The organism is Mesorhizobium sp. CAU 1741, from assembly GCF_039839275.1.
Lineage (GTDB): Bacteria > Pseudomonadota > Alphaproteobacteria > Rhizobiales > Rhizobiaceae > Aerobium.
The window spans coordinates 1,129,078-1,143,167 of record NZ_JBDOQP010000001.1 but is presented as its reverse complement, the minus strand read 5'-3'; the positions used below and the strand labels follow the sequence as shown (position 1 = coordinate 1,143,167).

Genomic DNA, 14,090 nt, shown 5'->3' with positions numbered 1-14,090 from the left:
GGAGGATGTTTCAGAAAGTTCTCATCGCCAATCGCGGCGAAATCGCACTCCGGGTGCTGCGCGCCTGCAAGGAGCTCGGCATCCAGACGGTTGCCGTGCATTCAACCGCCGACGCCGACGCCATGCATGTGCGCCTCGCCGACGAGAGCGTGTGTATCGGGCCGCCGCCGTCGCGCGACTCCTACCTCAACATTCACCAGATCGTCGCCGCCTGCGAGATCACCGGTGCTGATGCCATCCACCCCGGCTATGGCTTCCTTTCGGAAAACGCCAAGTTCGCCGACATCCTCGACGCTCACAACATCACCTTCATCGGCCCGTCGGGCGACCATATCCGCATCATGGGCGACAAGATCGAAGCCAAGCGCACCGCAAAGCGCCTGGGAATCCCGGTTGTGCCCGGCTCCGATGGCGCGGTGACGGAGGAGAGTGACGCCAAGCGCATCGCTGCCGAAATCGGTTATCCCGTCATCATCAAGGCGTCGGCCGGTGGCGGCGGTCGCGGCATGAAGGTCGCCCGGACCGAGGATGACCTCGTGGTCGCCCTTGCCACGGCGAGTTCGGAAGCAGGCGCCGCATTCGGCGACGACGCCGTCTATATCGAGAAATACCTCGAAAAGCCGCGGCATATTGAGGTCCAGATCGTAGGCGACGGCAAGGGAGGCGCGATCCATCTGGGCGAGCGCGACTGTTCCCTGCAGCGTCGTCACCAGAAGGTCTGGGAGGAAGCCACGTCGCCGGCTCTGAACGAGGCTGAACGTGCGCGCATCGGCGCCATCTGCGCCAACGCGATCGCCGACCTCGGCTATTCGGGCGCAGGCACGATCGAGTTTCTGTACGAGAACGGCGAGTTCTATTTCATCGAAATGAATACCCGCCTGCAGGTCGAGCATCCCGTGACCGAGGCGATCACCGGCATCGACCTCGTCCACGAGCAGATCCGCGTAGCCTCAGGCGGCGGACTTTCGATGCGCCAGGACGAGGTGCGCTTTCATGGTCATGCCATCGAATGCCGCATCAATGCGGAAGACCCGAGGACGTTCGTGCCGTCACCGGGCACGATTACGCATTTCCACACGCCTGGGGGTCTTGGCATCCGCGTCGATTCCGGAGTCTACAATGGCTACAAGATCCCGCCCTACTACGACAGCCTGATCGGCAAGCTCATCGTGCACGGACGCAACCGCGTGGAATGCATGATGCGCCTGCGCCGCGCGCTTGACGAGTTCGTCGTCGACGGCATCAAGACCACCCTGCCCCTGTTTCGCGACCTTGTCGGCAACATTGACATCGCTAATGGCGATTATGATATTCACTGGCTGGAAAAACACCTCGCTACGGTGGAGTGAGCCACCCAGCTTGCGATGACTAGACCTTTCGCGCCCGGCTATCGGATTCCGACGGATCTCCTGCTCCGCGCTTACGCGTCGGGGGTCTTTCCGATGGCTGAAGCGGCTGACGACCCAGAGATCTTCTGGGTGCGCCCCGAATTGCGCGGCATCATACCGTTCGAGCGCTTTCACGTTCCCAAGAGCCTGGCCAAGACCGTGCGCCAGGGCCATTTCGACATTCGCTTCAACACCGACTTCGTTGGCGTCATCGAGGGCTGCGCACAATCGCGCGAAGGGCGGAACTCGACATGGATCAACGAGCCGATCCGCGAGGCCTACATGGCCCTGTTCGAGCGCGGCAATTGCCATTCCGTGGAGGCCTGGCGCGAGGGCCGACTGGTCGGCGGCCTTTACGGCGTGTCGCTCGGACGCGTCTTCTTCGGCGAAAGCATGTTCTCGCTGGAACGAGACGCATCCAAGGTCTGCCTCGTGCATCTCGTCGCCCGGCTGGTTGAGCGCGGGTTCGCGCTGCTCGATACCCAGTTCACCACCGACCACCTCAAGCGCTTTGGCGCGATCGATGTGCCGCGCTCGAAATATGAAATCCTGCTGGAAGAGGCGCTGCACGGCGAAGCACGCTTCGCCGACTGAGGATCAGTTCGTCGGCGTCTCGGGCGGAGGAACGCTGGAATCCTGCTTGCAGGTCTTCAGCCACACGTCATAGATCGCGTGCTCAACGGCATTGAGGCCGGGGCTTTCGGCAAACATCCAGCCTGTGAAGATACGCCTGATCTTGCGATCGAGCGTGATCTCATCGACCTCGACGAACGCTGTCGTGCGCGGCTCCTCGGCCTCGGACGAGGTATGGCAGACGCGGGGGGTCACCTGAAGCGCCCCGAACTGGACGGTCTCGTCGACATAGACGTCGAAGCTGATGATACGGCCAGTGATCTTGTCGACGCCGGTGAATTCGGCGACGGGATTGGAAATCCGCTCAGCGCTGGCTGGCGATCCTGCCAACAGCAGCGAGGCGATTGCCGACAGCCCAACGCGGCGCGTGAAGACCTTGATGCGGCCCATCAGGAAAAGTCCGGTTTGTGCCATGCAGTGTAGGTCCGGTTTCGGTCGAGGCGGGTAGCCTCTGCGATAGGCGGCAATTGTGGCGAGAACTGCACCCGCCGGGATTTGTCCTCAGGAGCCGGGCGTCCAGGCGTCGTAGTCGCCGGTAACGCGCGGGCGCTCCTGCGTGCTCAACACCGAACCCTTCGGACGATACGCGCCCGGCGTGCCTGTCAGGTTCGGTATGTGCGACTTTTCCCACTCGCGCGGCTTGTAGTCGTCGGAGGTGGGCGGCGTATCGGTTCGGTGATGCAGCCAGCCGTGCCAGCCTGGCGGCACCGCGGATGCCTCTGAGTATCCCTTGTAGATTACCCAGCGGCGCGGGTTGCCCTCGTAATCCTTGCCGCCTTCATAATAGACATTGCCGATTTCGTCGGTGCCGACCTTGTTGCCGTGCCTCCACGTATCGAAACGGGTGTTGAGGTTCTGGCCGTTCCACCATGTAAAGATCTGCGCGAGAATGGTCTTCATCGATTCCTCCGGCAGGACAATCGCCGTCAGGGCCTTATGGCGCTACAAGGGCAGCATTGCAAGGTCTTCCCGCCCCGGCACCCGGGTCACTCGGCCCAGACGATCGGGCGCTCGAGCACCGTGACGGTCTTGCCCTCCAGCTCGGCCTTGCCGATCTCCGCGAACCCCTGTGCATGATAGAATGCCACCGCTTTGGCATTGCGGGTTTCAACCTCGAGGCGCAGGCGATCAGCCCCGGGAAAGCTGCCTTCGATCTCGTCGAGAAGCATTCCTCCGATGCCTTGCCCCTGGCAGGCGGGCAGCACATAGAGCTGGCGCAGCATGACCGTCGAGCCTTCGTCCTGCGTGGAGGCGTAGGCCATTCCGCCGATGCGCTGTCCGTCGTCGGCGACGAGGAACTCGGAGTTGGGGCTCGCCATGCGGCTGGCGAGAGCCTCGAGCGAATGCCACTCAGCGGTGATCTGGTTGACGCGCTCCACCCCATAGATCGGGTCGTAGGTGTCGTGCCACGTCTCTACCAGCAGCGCACGTACCGCGTCGAGATCGCGCGCCGATGCGGTGCGGACGAACATCGCGCTAATCGATGCCCAGGCGGGCCTTGACGAGGTCGTTGACGGCCTGCGGATTGGCCTTGCCGCCTGTCGCCTTCATCACCTGCCCGACAAACCAGCCGGCCATCGTCGGCTTCGCCTTCGCCTGTTCGACCTTGTCCGGGTTCCCCGCGATCACCTCGTCGACCGCCTTCTCGATCGCGCCGGTATCCGTCACCTGCTTCATGCCGCGGCTTTCGACGATCGCGCGCGGGTCTCCACCTTCGCTCCAGACAATCTCGAACAGGTCCTTGGCGATCTTGCCGGAGATGGTGCCCTCTTTGATGAGGTCGACGATCGCGCCGAGCTGACCGGGCGCCAGCGGGGAATCTTCGATGTCACGGCCGGCTTTGTTCAATGCCCCGAGTAGATCGTTGATGACCCAGTTCGCAGATGTCTTGCCGTCTCGCCCAGCCGCGACCTGCTCGTAATAATCGGCAATGGCCTTCTCGGAGACAAGGATCGACGCATCGTAGACCGACAGGCCGAGCGTATCGATCAGGCGTCCCTTCTTGTCGTCCGGCAATTCCGGCAGGTGCTGCGCCAGTGCGTCCACATAGGCCTGGTCAAACTCCAGCGGCAGAAGGTCGGGATCGGGGAAGTAGCGGTAGTCATGCGCTTCTTCCTTGGAACGCATGGAGCGCGTCTCGCCCTTGTGGGGATCGAACAAGCGCGTCTCCTGGTCGATCGACCCACCATCCTCGAGAATCGCGATCTGGCGCCGCGCCTCATACTCGATCGCCTGGCCAACGAAACGGATCGAATTGACGTTCTTGATCTCGCAGCGCGTGCCGAACGCGTCGCCGGGCCGGCGAACGGAAACGTTCACGTCGGCCCGCATCGAGCCTTCGTCCATGTTGCCGTCGCATGTGCCCAGATAGCGTACGATGGTGCGCAGCTTGGTCAGATACGCCTTGGCCTCGTCGGCCGAACGCATGTCCGGCTTGGACACAATCTCCATCAGCGCCACGCCCGAACGATTGAGGTCGAGATACGACATGGTCGGATGCTGGTCATGCATCGACTTGCCGGCGTCCTGCTCCAGATGCAGCCGCTCGATGCCCACCTCAATGTCTTCGAAATTGCCCTGCTTGTCCGGACCGACCGAGACGATGACGATGCCCTCACCCACGATCGGCTGCTTGAACTGGGAAATCTGATAGCCCTGTGGCAGGTCCGGATAGAAATAGTTCTTCCGGTCGAAGACTGATTTCAGGTTGATCTGCGCCTTCAGGCCGAGCCCGGTGCGGATCGCCTGCCGCACGCATTCCTCGTTGATGACGGGCAGCATGCCCGGCATGGCCGCGTCGACGAGGCTGACATTGTCGTTGGGAGCGGCGCCGAACGAGGTCGATGCGCCGGAGAACAGCTTCGCCTCGGACGTCACCTGGGCATGAACCTCGAGGCCGATGATGATTTCCCAGTCGCCGGTGGCACCCGCGACGAGGCGCTTGGGGTCAGGCGTGCGCGTATCGATGATCGTCATGAAAGTCCGCTTCGCTATGGAAGTTGCGGCGCTGCGGCGCGCCGGTTTGCATGGACTTTCGCTAGATCAAACGGCCCGCGCTTGCAAGCGTTGCGCCCCTTTTCGCCACTTCGGGTGGACACCGATACGGCCGAATATTATACACGCTGGCGAAAATCCATGGTGTTTGATGCCAAGCTGTGAGTCCCGCTGAAGCCCTGACGTCGTAAGACCGTCAGGGCATGAAAACCGCGAACCCCCGCCCTGCCTGCGCAGCGGCGGCAATTTCGTCTGGCCGAATGGCCGTGTTTTCAGGACTTTTCCAGAAATGAACATAACGCGCGCTGAACAGCGCATTCTTCATCTGCTCGCGCAAGGTGGATGGATAGAACTCGAACGCGATGATGATGGCAGAATCGAAACTGCCCATTGCCATACACGTGACAACTGGCGGTTTTCGGATTTCGATCTCGATCTTTTTCGCCGCCTGAAACGCCGCCGCGCGATCGCCTCGAGGGCCAGCGGACCCTATCGCATCACGCGACGGGGGCTGGAACTGGTGCGGGCGCGCCAGGACAATCGATAGGTGAATGACGACGCCCGCCGGCCGTTGCGACGGCCGGTGGGCGACTCAGGCCGTCGCGATATACTCGCGAATCTGCTCTGCCTCGCGCTCGACCTCGCGGATACGCCACTTGACGACATCGCCGATCGAGATGATCCCGGCCAGGCGGCCGCCCTTCTCCACCGGCAGGTGCCTGAAGCGGCCGCGCGTCATGATTTCCATCACCGAGTTGATCGTGTGCGATTCGCTGCAGGTGCTGACTTTGGACGTCATCACCTTGTCGACGTTCAGTTCGAGCGCCTGAGCACCGGCTTCGCCGACGGCCCTGACGATGTCACGCTCGGAAAGTATGCCGACGATGCCGCCGTCGCCATCTGTGACCACCACCGCGCCGATCCGCCGCTCGCCGAGCAGTTGCGCCGCCCGCGCCAGCTTAGCGCCGGGCTCGATCGTCACCACGTCGGTACCCTTCTGTTCCAGGATCGTCTTGACCGTCATAGCTCGCTCCTCTCGGCCGTGACCGGCCGCACCCCTCGCGGCCGCTTGCGATATCGAGCATATCGTGCGCTGAGACAGCGGGGTTTGCAAGCAGATGTACCGGCGTCACCCCGAGCGCGGGTCAAACAGCCGGATAAGCAGGAAACCTGCGAGGAAACCGCCAATATGAGCCTCCCAGGCAATCTCGCCGCCACCTTCCGATCCGCCGAACCCGAGCCCCATGACGAGATTCACCGCGAACCAGACCAACAGGAACGTCACCACCGCGCGCGAGCGGAATACGGCCATGATCGAGCGGACGGGGCCGTCAAACGCCGCCTTGCCGGCACTGCGATCGATTCGGAAGCCGAATCGAGCCGCCGCCCCCATCATCCCGGAAATGGCGCCTGATGCGCCGACAAGCGGCACAGCCTCGGTCGAATGAAGCATGTAGTGGAGCCCCACCGCCGCCAGTGACGTCACCAGCCAGAAGAGGATGAAGCGAATCACACCGATTCGGTTGGCGAGCGGGGAGCCGAAAGCGGCAAGCCAGATCATGTTCACCGCCAGGTGCCCAAGCCCCCCATGCAGAAGCGAATAGGTCCACGGCCCCATGAATGCATACGGGTCGAGCGCATACTCGCCCGAATAGCGTATCGGAATGAAGGCAAATTGCAGGACGACCCAGAAATCCTGTTCCTGCGTCAGCACATAGCTCCGCAGAAGGTGGATCGCCACGCACAGCGCGATGAAAGCCGTGACGATGGCGGGCAGGTTGAAGACCGGTTCGCGGACGGCGGCATCCGGGCCAGAGTAAGCTGGGGCTGCCGGCCGAGACTCGGCGCTATCTGGGTGTGGTTCTGAGGTCATCTCTTGCGATCTGGTGAGCGAGACGTGGTTTTGCCAGTATGCCCTGCAAAAGCCTGCCATTTTCTGACGAACGGTTTCGTGAGATGGCCGGGCTGGCTTCGTACTGGCCCTGGGAAAGTGAAAAGCCGTCCAGGGTTTCCCCTGGACGGCTGGTCGAGCCCCCTGCTCACCCCCAAGATGTTTCTTGTCCCGTGGACATCCGCCTTGGCGCCGTCCCCTTGGAGTAGGCAGAAGATGCCAAAGCAGGACGGAGCACGCAATCTAAACCCTTTGTTAACCTTAACGGGCCGGAACGCCGTTAACAACGTGTTGCGGGGGTGGCACGGGTTCTGCGTCTGCAGGCATGTAGGGCCATCGGACATCACGTTTCTGTTCACCGATGGAACACCTGCGGATGGGGACACAGGGCGGTTAAGGAATTATGAAACAGGACGGGTCGATAGCGCTATTCCAATATTGGAACAGGCTCCGCAACGGAAGGCCGGCACCACGACGAACCGAGATCGAGCCGGCGGACATCAAGACATTGCTGGCGGATACGTTCATCCTGGAGAAGGACACACGCGGCGAGGCCGTCTTCCGCCTTGCCGGGACGCGCCTATGCGCGACCTACGGACGGGAACTGAAAGGCTATTCATTTCCCCTGATCTGGCACCAGCGCGACCAGCGCATCATCGCCCGCCAGGCTCACGGCACGTTTCATGACAAGTCCGTGGTGGTGGTCACCTATGAAGGTCTGAGCCAGGGCGGCAAGTCGAACTTCTTCGAGATGGTGCTGCTGCCACTGGAAGGCGGCGTCGGCAGCCCTCGCCTTCTGGGCGCCATCACGCCGTTTTCGAAACCATACTGGCTGGGTGCCGATCCGATTGCCGAAGGCAAGATCGAAACGTTGCGGCTGGTCGACGCCGATCGCGAGCCGCTGTTCCTGGCCAACCGGGTGCCGTCGATGGTGCCGTCTTCGAGCCACATCATCAACGACGGTCTGGACGTCGGCGAAGGGGGACGAAGAATACGCCACCTCGTCGTCTTCGAAGGCGGAAAAGGCGGCTGATGCAAGGCATACAGCGTCTTTTGACTTACCGGATATTAACCCATTAACCAGCATATTGACGCGAAACTCTTCGCTTGACGCGAAGCATGGAGTTGAGCGGGGCGAATGCAGCAATGACCACAGCGGCGATAAATGCGGCGCCGTCTCGGACGGAGAGACGAAACTTCCAGCGCGTGCGCGTGAAGATCTACGGGCGCTACATGCTGGAGGATCGCTCCGAGTATCCGTGCCAGGTGATCGACATGTCGCCTGGCGACGTCGCCTTCCGCGCCGACAATTTCGGCCAGCTCGGCGAAAAGGTCATCGCCTATCTCGATCATATCGGTCGCATCGAAGGCGTCGTGACGCGCCGGCTGGATGGCGGCTTCGCCATGACCATCATTGCGTCGGAGCGCAAGCGCGACAAGCTTGCCGCGCAGTTGACGTGGCTTGCAAACAAGCACGAACTCGACCTGCCCGAAGACCGCCGCCACGAGCGCGTGTCGCCGCGCAATCCGATGACGGTTCTCGCGCTCGAGGACGGCCGTAGCTACCAGTGCCGCATCATCGACCTCTCGCTTTCAGGCGCGGCGGTCGAACTCGACGTAAAGCCTGCGCTCGGCCTGCCGGTGACGCTGGGGACCATGCGCGGTCGTGTCGTGCGGCATTTCGAAGATGGCGTGGCGATCGAATTCGCAGCGCTCCAGCGCGAGGATACGCTGGTGAAAGAGTTCAGCGGCACGATCGGCTGATCCGCCAACCGCGACATCTAAATTCATGAACCGAGGCCGGCCATTGAGCCGGCCTTTTTCGTTTCCGCATGCCGGCAATCGGCGGCGTGCGGGGATCGACCGCATTTGAGTCAAATTTGACGAAAGATTTATACTCATTAAACTCAAACTCGAATACAATTTATACTAATGTAAATGCGAAAGCTGTATTGTTTTGACTTAATCTATACTTCGATGTTTTGCGTCAAATAAATTCGCGTCTGCCATTGTGGTCTCGTCAACGGGGAGACGACAACAATGGGGACCAGCAAAAAGGTCATCGGCGCGGCGGCAGCCGCGGTAATTCTGGGTACGAGTGTCGGGACGGCGTCGGCTCAGTCATTCATGCCGACAGGAGGGCTGTCTTCTCAGCCCGTCGGCCACTACGAATTCTGCCAGCGCAATCAGCAGGAATGCCAGCCGACGCGGGCCAGCGCGCCGGTCGAACTGACACGCGGTCTGTGGACGAAGATTGTCGACGTCAACAACATGGTCAACACGCGCATCACGCCACGTACCGACATGGAGATGTGGGGCGTGGAGGAGCGATGGTCCTATCCAAGCGACGGATATGGCGACTGCGAAGACTACGTTCTGGAAAAGCGTCGCAGGCTGATCAAGGCCGGGATACCGGCCTCCAACCTGGCCGTGACGGTAGTGCGCCAGCCGAACGGTGACGGCCACGCCGTCCTGACGGTGAACACCCACCTCGGCGATTTCGTGCTCGACAATCTGGAGCCACGCGTCCTGGCATGGAACGAGACGGAATATCAGTTCCTCAAGCGTCAGTCACCGAAACACGCCGGCATGTGGATCGCGATCGATGACGGCCGCGGCATGCTCGTCGGCAGCGTCAGCTCGAACAGATAGCAGATAACGGGAATTCAGGGACAACCCGGTCGAGTCCCCACCCTCCCCGTCCCCAACGACCGGGTTCAGGAGCCGGCCTTTCCCCAAAGGCCGGCTCCGCTTCGTTTTGTGCACTGATTTCCATCGCTATACGCATTGATGCGGAAAACGCACCTCGCTCCGCATTTTTGTTTGCCGATCGGTGAACTGTTCGGTACAGTTCACCACATGGTAACCTCTACTCAAACCCTCGATTCCGCATTTCATGCGCTTGCCGATCCTACCCGAAGGGCGGTCGTCACGCGCCTTCTGGATGGGCCCCAGCCTGTCAAGGAACTCGCGGCACCCTTTCAGATGGGCCTGCCCGCCTTCCTCAAGCATCTTCGCGTACTCGAGGAAACGCGGCTCATTGTGACGCGGAAAACCGGTCGCGTCCGCATGTGCCAACTGAGACCCGACAGGCTTCTGGAAGCGGAGACGTGGCTTTCCGAACAACGTGCGCATTGGGAGGCGGGCGCTGACCGGCTGGCTGCCTTTGTGGAACATCAGATGTCAGAGGAAACGAAAGAATGAACGGCATGGCCAGCGAACTATCGATCTCGCGCTTCATCAACGCGGCGCCGAGCAAAGTCTGGGAGGCTTGGAGCAGGCCGGAACACCTTGCGATGTGGTGGATACCCCACCCAATCGAATGCCGGGTGATCAAACTTGATTTACGCCCGGGAGGCGGATTCGAGACGCGCATGCGCGAAGGGGGAGGAGAATTCCAGCCTCATGTCGAGGCATGTTTCCTCGAAGTCGTCCCCGAGCAGCGCCTGGTATGGACAACGGTGCTTTCCGAAGGATGGCGGCCAACGGAGCCGTGGTTGGCCTTGACCGCGATCATCACATTTGAAGCCGAAGCCAAGGGGACGCGCTATTCGTCGCACGTGATCCACAAGAATGCCGAGGAGAGCCGCAGGCACGAGGAGATGGGTTTCCAGGAGGGATGGGGGACGGCCATCGACCAGTTGGCTGCATTTGCCGGGCAAATGAAATAGTCGCTGAACCGACGCTCGTTCGCGCCGGCTCTAGAAGTCGACCACCTTGCCTTCGACGAGCGTAACGCGGCGGTCCATGCGCGCGGCGAGATCGTGGTTATGCGTGGCGATCAGCGCGGACAGGCCAGATTGGCGCACCAGCGCCTCCAGGGCGTCGAACACGTAGCCGGCCGTCGTGGGATCCAGATTGCCGGTCGGTTCGTCGGCCAGCAGCAGCAGCGGTGCATTGGCGACAGCACGCGCAATGGCCACCCTTTGCTGTTCGCCGCCCGAAAGTTCTCCCGGGCGGTGTTCGGCGCGATGGCTGATCTTCATGTAGTCGAGCAGTTGCATGGCACGCTCGCTCGCCTGGGTCTGCGATAGCCCACGAACGAGTTGCGGCATCATGACGTTCTCCAGTGCCGAGAACTCCGGCAGGAGATGATGAAACTGGTAGACGAATCCGATCTCGTTGCGCCGAATGGCCGTCCTCTGGTCGTCCGAAAGCCGGCCGCAGGCCTGGCCGTTGAGAATAACGTCGCCGCCGTCCGGCCATTCCAGCAGGCCCGCAGTATGGAGCAAGGTCGATTTACCTGCACCGGATGGCGCCACGAGCGCGACCATCTCGCCACGTTTGAGGGAAAAGTCCGCGCCTTCGAGAATCGTCAGCTTGCGCGCGCCCTCGTCATAGCGGCGATCGACCGACTTCAGTTCAAGCAGCAGGTCCTGCGTCATCATTCGTACCGCAACGCATCGACTGGATCGAGCCGCGCAGCTCGCCAGGCAGGGAACAGTGTCGCGAGGAAAGACAGGATCAGTGCCATCAGCACCACCGAAACTGTTTCGCCGGCATCCATCTTGGCGGGAAGCTGGCTCAGGAAATAGAGCTCCGGATTGAAAAGCGTCGTTCCGGACAGCCAGGAAAAGAACTGGCGTATCGATTCGACGTTGAGGCAGACGACGAGCCCGAGCAACACGCCGGCGATCGTGCCGGTGACGCCGATCGCGGCTCCCGTCATCACGAAGATGCGCATGACAGAGCCGCTCGTCGCACCCATGGTCCTCAATATCGCGATGTCGCGGCCCTTGTCCTTCACCAGCATGATCAGGCCGGAGATAATGTTGAGCGCCGCGACCAGCACGATGAGCGTGAGGATCATGAACATCACGTTGCGCTCGACCTGGAGCGCGGAAAAGAAGGTCTGGTTACGCTGCCGCCAGTCGGAAAGGAAAATCTGCCGTTGCGCGGCGACCTCGACGGCGCCGCGCATGGCGTCGATCGCGTCCGGGTCTTCGACGAACACTTCGACCGACTGTACCAGCCCTTCGGCGTTGAAATAGAGCTGCGCCTCCTCAAGCGGCATGAACACGATCGAGGCATCGTACTCCGACATGCCGACCTCGAAGATCGCGGTGACCGGATAGATTTTCTGGCGTGGCGTTACCCCGAAAGGCGTCACGTCCCCTTCCGGCGCCACGAGCTGGATGCCATCGCCGATTGTCAGCCCGAGATTGTCGGCCATGCGGGTGCCGATCGCGACACCTTCCGCGCTTGAGAATCCATCCAGCGTGCCCTGGCGCACATTTCCGGCGACGAGATCGAGCTTCTTGATGTCCTGCTCCCGCACGCCGCGCACCAATGCGCCCGTACCGGCTCCCACGCGACCCGAAGCCAGAACCTGCCCCTCAATGAGCGGTATGGCGTAGCGTACACCCTCCACGCCTTCGATTCGGCCCGCGACCTGCGCATAATCGTCAAAGGGCCTGTCGATAGGCTGGACGATGATGTGGCCGTTGACACCCAGTATCCGCGTCAGCAGCTCGGCCCTGAAGCCGTTCATCACCGCCATGACGATGATGAGCGTAGCCACGCCCAGCATGATGCCGGCAAAGGAAATCAGCGAGATCACCGAAATGACGGTGTCCTTGCGCCGCGACCGCAGGTAGCGCCAGGCCACCATGCGTTCGAAGCTCGAGAACGGGCCGGCGCCTCTGGGACCGTCTTCTTGCGTTGCGGCTTCGCTCATGCCGCCCTGCCGAAGCGGTTGGCCACGGCACTGAGCGGGATGGTCTCGCGCTCGCCGGTCTTGCGATTCTTGATCTCGGCCTCACCCGCAGCGACGCCGCGTGGCCCGACGATCACCTGCCACGGAAGACCGATCAGGTCCGCAGTCGCGAACTTTCCACCTGGTCGCTGGTCGGTATCATCGTAGAGCACGTCGCAACCCGCCGCCGTAAGCGTGTCGTACAGATCATCGCAGGCACGATCACAGGCATCGTCTCCGGCCTTCATGTTGATCAGCGCCACGTCGAAGGGCGCCACCGATTCCGGCCAGATGATGCCGTTGTCGTCGTGGCTCGCCTCGATGATCGCGGCGATGAGCCGCGACGGACCGATGCCGTAGGAACCCATCGAGACGAAATGGTCCTTGCCATCGGGGCCGGTAACCTTCGCGCCCAGAGGCTTTGAGTATTTCTCGCCGAAATGGAAGATGTGGCCGACCTCGATGCCGCGTGCGGCGACGCGGTCGCCTTCCGCCACCGCCTCCCAGACCGCTTCCTCGTGCATCTCGTCGGTGGCGGCATAGGGGGTGGTCCACGTCTTCACGATGCCGGCGATTGCCGCGTCGTCGGAAAAGTCGGTATCCGCGCCTGGCACGTCGAGAGCGAGGAAATCACGATGGCAGAACACCGCGCTTTCCCCGGTATCGGCCAGGATGATAAATTCGTGGCTCAGATCGCCGCCGATCGGGCCGGTATCGGCCCGCATCGGGATCGACTTCAGCCCCACGCGGTCGAAGGTGCGCAGATAGGAAACGAACATGCGGTTGTAGGCCGCGCGTGCGCCTTCGAAATCGAGGTCGAAAGAATAGGCATCCTTCATCAGGAATTCGCGCGAGCGCATCACGCCGAAGCGCGGGCGCACCTCGTCGCGGAACTTCCACTGGATGTGATAGAGGTTGAGCGGCAAGTCCTTGTAGGACTTCACGTAGGACCGGAAGATGTCTGTCACCATCTCCTCATTGGTCGGTCCATAAAGCATGTCCCGCTCGTGGCGATCCACGATACGCAGCATCTCCTTGCCGTAGTCGTCGTAGCGTCCGCTCTCGCGCCACAACTCCGCCGACTGGATCGTAGGCATCAGGATTTCCAGGGCCCCTGCCCGGTCCTGTTCCTCACGAATGATGGCGCAGACCTTGTCGAGGACGCGCTTGCCGAGCGGCAGCCAGGAAAACGACCCCGCACCCTGCTGACGCAGCATTCCAGCGCGCAGCATCAGGCGGTGGGAGACGATCTCCGCCTCGCGCGGATTCTCCTTGAGGATGGGAAGGAAGTAACGCGACAAACGCATGAGGGATTCCATGAAAAGCGGGCATGGCGGAATCACCATGCTTGAGGGACCATGTGTCCGCCGTTCATAGCGATTTCAAGGCAGGTTGGAAACCCGACCCAGGGGCAGCCTCCGACGCCCGAACATCTGTCTTCTTCGCGGGCATTTAGTGCCACAAAATTGTGCAGTGCAGCACATAACAT

The 14,090-nt window shown here is 61.6% G+C and carries 18 protein-coding genes; 8 read left to right on the top strand and 10 right to left on the bottom strand.

Features of this window, described 5'->3' with window-relative positions; genetic code table 11:
• Window positions 1-5 precede the first annotated feature (5 nt).
• Both accC and aat read left to right on the top strand, forming a co-directional pair.
• Window positions 6-1,349 carry an acetyl-CoA carboxylase biotin carboxylase subunit gene (gene accC, locus AAFN84_RS05485; protein WP_347513485.1) on the top strand — a complete coding sequence of 448 codons (1,344 nt, stop codon included), beginning with the start codon at window positions 6-8 and terminating at the stop codon, window positions 1,347-1,349.
• A 15-nt stretch (window positions 1,350-1,364) separates the two neighbouring features.
• Window positions 1,365-1,982: a leucyl/phenylalanyl-tRNA--protein transferase gene (gene aat, locus AAFN84_RS05480; protein WP_347513484.1), complete on the top strand. Its 618-nt coding sequence runs from the start codon at window positions 1,365-1,367 to the stop codon at window positions 1,980-1,982.
• Window positions 1,983-1,985: 3 nt separating this feature from the next.
• On the opposite strand, the gene AAFN84_RS05475 is transcribed toward aat, so the two are convergent.
• From AAFN84_RS05475 to AAFN84_RS05455, 5 genes are all read right to left on the bottom strand, one after another.
• A complete protein-coding gene (locus tag AAFN84_RS05475) occupies window positions 1,986-2,411 on the bottom strand; it encodes a DUF2155 domain-containing protein (RefSeq protein WP_347513802.1) in 426 nt (141 codons plus the stop codon).
• 111 nt (window positions 2,412-2,522) lie between these two features.
• Window positions 2,523-2,921 carry an NADH:ubiquinone oxidoreductase subunit NDUFA12 gene (locus tag AAFN84_RS05470; protein ID WP_347513483.1) on the bottom strand — a complete coding sequence of 133 codons (399 nt, stop codon included), beginning with the start codon at window positions 2,919-2,921 and terminating at the stop codon, window positions 2,523-2,525.
• An 86-nt stretch (window positions 2,922-3,007) separates the two neighbouring features.
• Window positions 3,008-3,493 (bottom strand): GNAT family N-acetyltransferase, encoded by a 486-nt coding sequence (locus tag AAFN84_RS05465; RefSeq protein WP_347513482.1) that lies wholly within the window; start codon window positions 3,491-3,493, stop codon window positions 3,008-3,010.
• Window positions 3,494-3,497: 4 nt separating this feature from the next.
• The gene (gene gatB / locus AAFN84_RS05460; protein ID WP_347513481.1) at window positions 3,498-4,997 is read right to left on the bottom strand and encodes an Asp-tRNA(Asn)/Glu-tRNA(Gln) amidotransferase subunit GatB; all 1,500 of its coding nucleotides are present in this window, start codon (window positions 4,995-4,997) and stop codon (window positions 3,498-3,500) included.
• A gap of 214 nt (window positions 4,998-5,211) precedes the next feature.
• Window positions 5,212-5,406, bottom strand: a complete 195-nt coding sequence (locus AAFN84_RS05455; protein WP_347513819.1) for a hypothetical protein — start codon at window positions 5,404-5,406, stop codon at window positions 5,212-5,214.
• Here AAFN84_RS05455 and AAFN84_RS05450 point away from each other — a divergent pair.
• Window positions 5,332-5,562 carry a YjhX family toxin gene (locus AAFN84_RS05450; protein WP_347513801.1) on the top strand — a complete coding sequence of 77 codons (231 nt, stop codon included), beginning with the start codon at window positions 5,332-5,334 and terminating at the stop codon, window positions 5,560-5,562. The two genes, AAFN84_RS05455 and AAFN84_RS05450, sit on opposite strands and share 75 nt — an antisense overlap.
• Window positions 5,563-5,607: 45 nt before the next feature.
• Here the strand turns inward: AAFN84_RS05450 and AAFN84_RS05445 are convergent, their stop codons facing one another.
• Entirely contained in the window at window positions 5,608-6,039 is a 432-nt protein-coding gene (locus AAFN84_RS05445; protein WP_347513480.1) for a CBS domain-containing protein, read from the bottom strand.
• A 105-nt stretch (window positions 6,040-6,144) separates the two neighbouring features.
• Window positions 6,145-6,888, bottom strand: a complete 744-nt coding sequence (locus AAFN84_RS05440) for a rhomboid family intramembrane serine protease (protein WP_347513479.1) — start codon at window positions 6,886-6,888, stop codon at window positions 6,145-6,147.
• Between the two features lie 421 nt (window positions 6,889-7,309).
• Here AAFN84_RS05440 and AAFN84_RS05435 point away from each other — a divergent pair, with 421 nt between their 5' ends.
• The 5 genes from AAFN84_RS05435 to AAFN84_RS05415 all read left to right on the top strand — a co-directional run bounded on the left by AAFN84_RS05435 (window position 7,310) and on the right by AAFN84_RS05415 (window position 10,577).
• Window positions 7,310-7,939, top strand: coding sequence for a PAS domain-containing protein (locus AAFN84_RS05435; protein ID WP_347513478.1), 630 nt, complete (start codon window positions 7,310-7,312; stop codon window positions 7,937-7,939).
• Between the two features lie 113 nt (window positions 7,940-8,052).
• On the top strand, window positions 8,053-8,670 hold the full coding sequence (locus AAFN84_RS05430) for a PilZ domain-containing protein (protein ID WP_347513477.1): 618 nt from the start codon (window positions 8,053-8,055) through the stop codon (window positions 8,668-8,670).
• A 363-nt stretch (window positions 8,671-9,033) separates the two neighbouring features.
• Window positions 9,034-9,558 (top strand): transglutaminase-like cysteine peptidase, encoded by a 525-nt coding sequence (locus tag AAFN84_RS05425; protein WP_347513800.1) that lies wholly within the window; start codon window positions 9,034-9,036, stop codon window positions 9,556-9,558.
• A gap of 138 nt (window positions 9,559-9,696) precedes the next feature.
• Window positions 9,697-10,110, top strand: coding sequence for a metalloregulator ArsR/SmtB family transcription factor (locus AAFN84_RS05420; RefSeq protein WP_347513476.1), 414 nt, complete (start codon window positions 9,697-9,699; stop codon window positions 10,108-10,110).
• The gene (locus tag AAFN84_RS05415; RefSeq protein ID WP_347513475.1) at window positions 10,107-10,577 is read left to right on the top strand and encodes an SRPBCC family protein; all 471 of its coding nucleotides are present in this window, start codon (window positions 10,107-10,109) and stop codon (window positions 10,575-10,577) included. Before AAFN84_RS05420 ends, AAFN84_RS05415 begins: the two co-directional genes overlap by 4 nt.
• 30 nt (window positions 10,578-10,607) lie before the next feature.
• Here the strand turns inward: AAFN84_RS05415 and AAFN84_RS05410 are convergent, their stop codons facing one another.
• The 3 genes from AAFN84_RS05410 to proS are packed head-to-tail and all read right to left on the bottom strand — an operon-like array spanning window position 10,608 to window position 13,908.
• Window positions 10,608-11,291, bottom strand: coding sequence for an ABC transporter ATP-binding protein (locus AAFN84_RS05410; RefSeq protein WP_347513799.1), 684 nt, complete (start codon window positions 11,289-11,291; stop codon window positions 10,608-10,610).
• Complete coding sequence (locus AAFN84_RS05405) at window positions 11,291-12,583, bottom strand: lipoprotein-releasing ABC transporter permease subunit (RefSeq protein WP_347513474.1); 1,293 nt, start codon at window positions 12,581-12,583, stop codon at window positions 11,291-11,293. Before AAFN84_RS05405 ends, AAFN84_RS05410 begins: the two co-directional genes overlap by 1 nt.
• Entirely contained in the window at window positions 12,580-13,908 is a 1,329-nt protein-coding gene (proS, locus tag AAFN84_RS05400) for a proline--tRNA ligase (RefSeq protein WP_347513473.1), read from the bottom strand. The genes AAFN84_RS05405 and proS overlap by 4 nt, the downstream gene beginning before the upstream one ends.
• Between the last annotated feature and the right edge of the window lie 182 nt (window positions 13,909-14,090).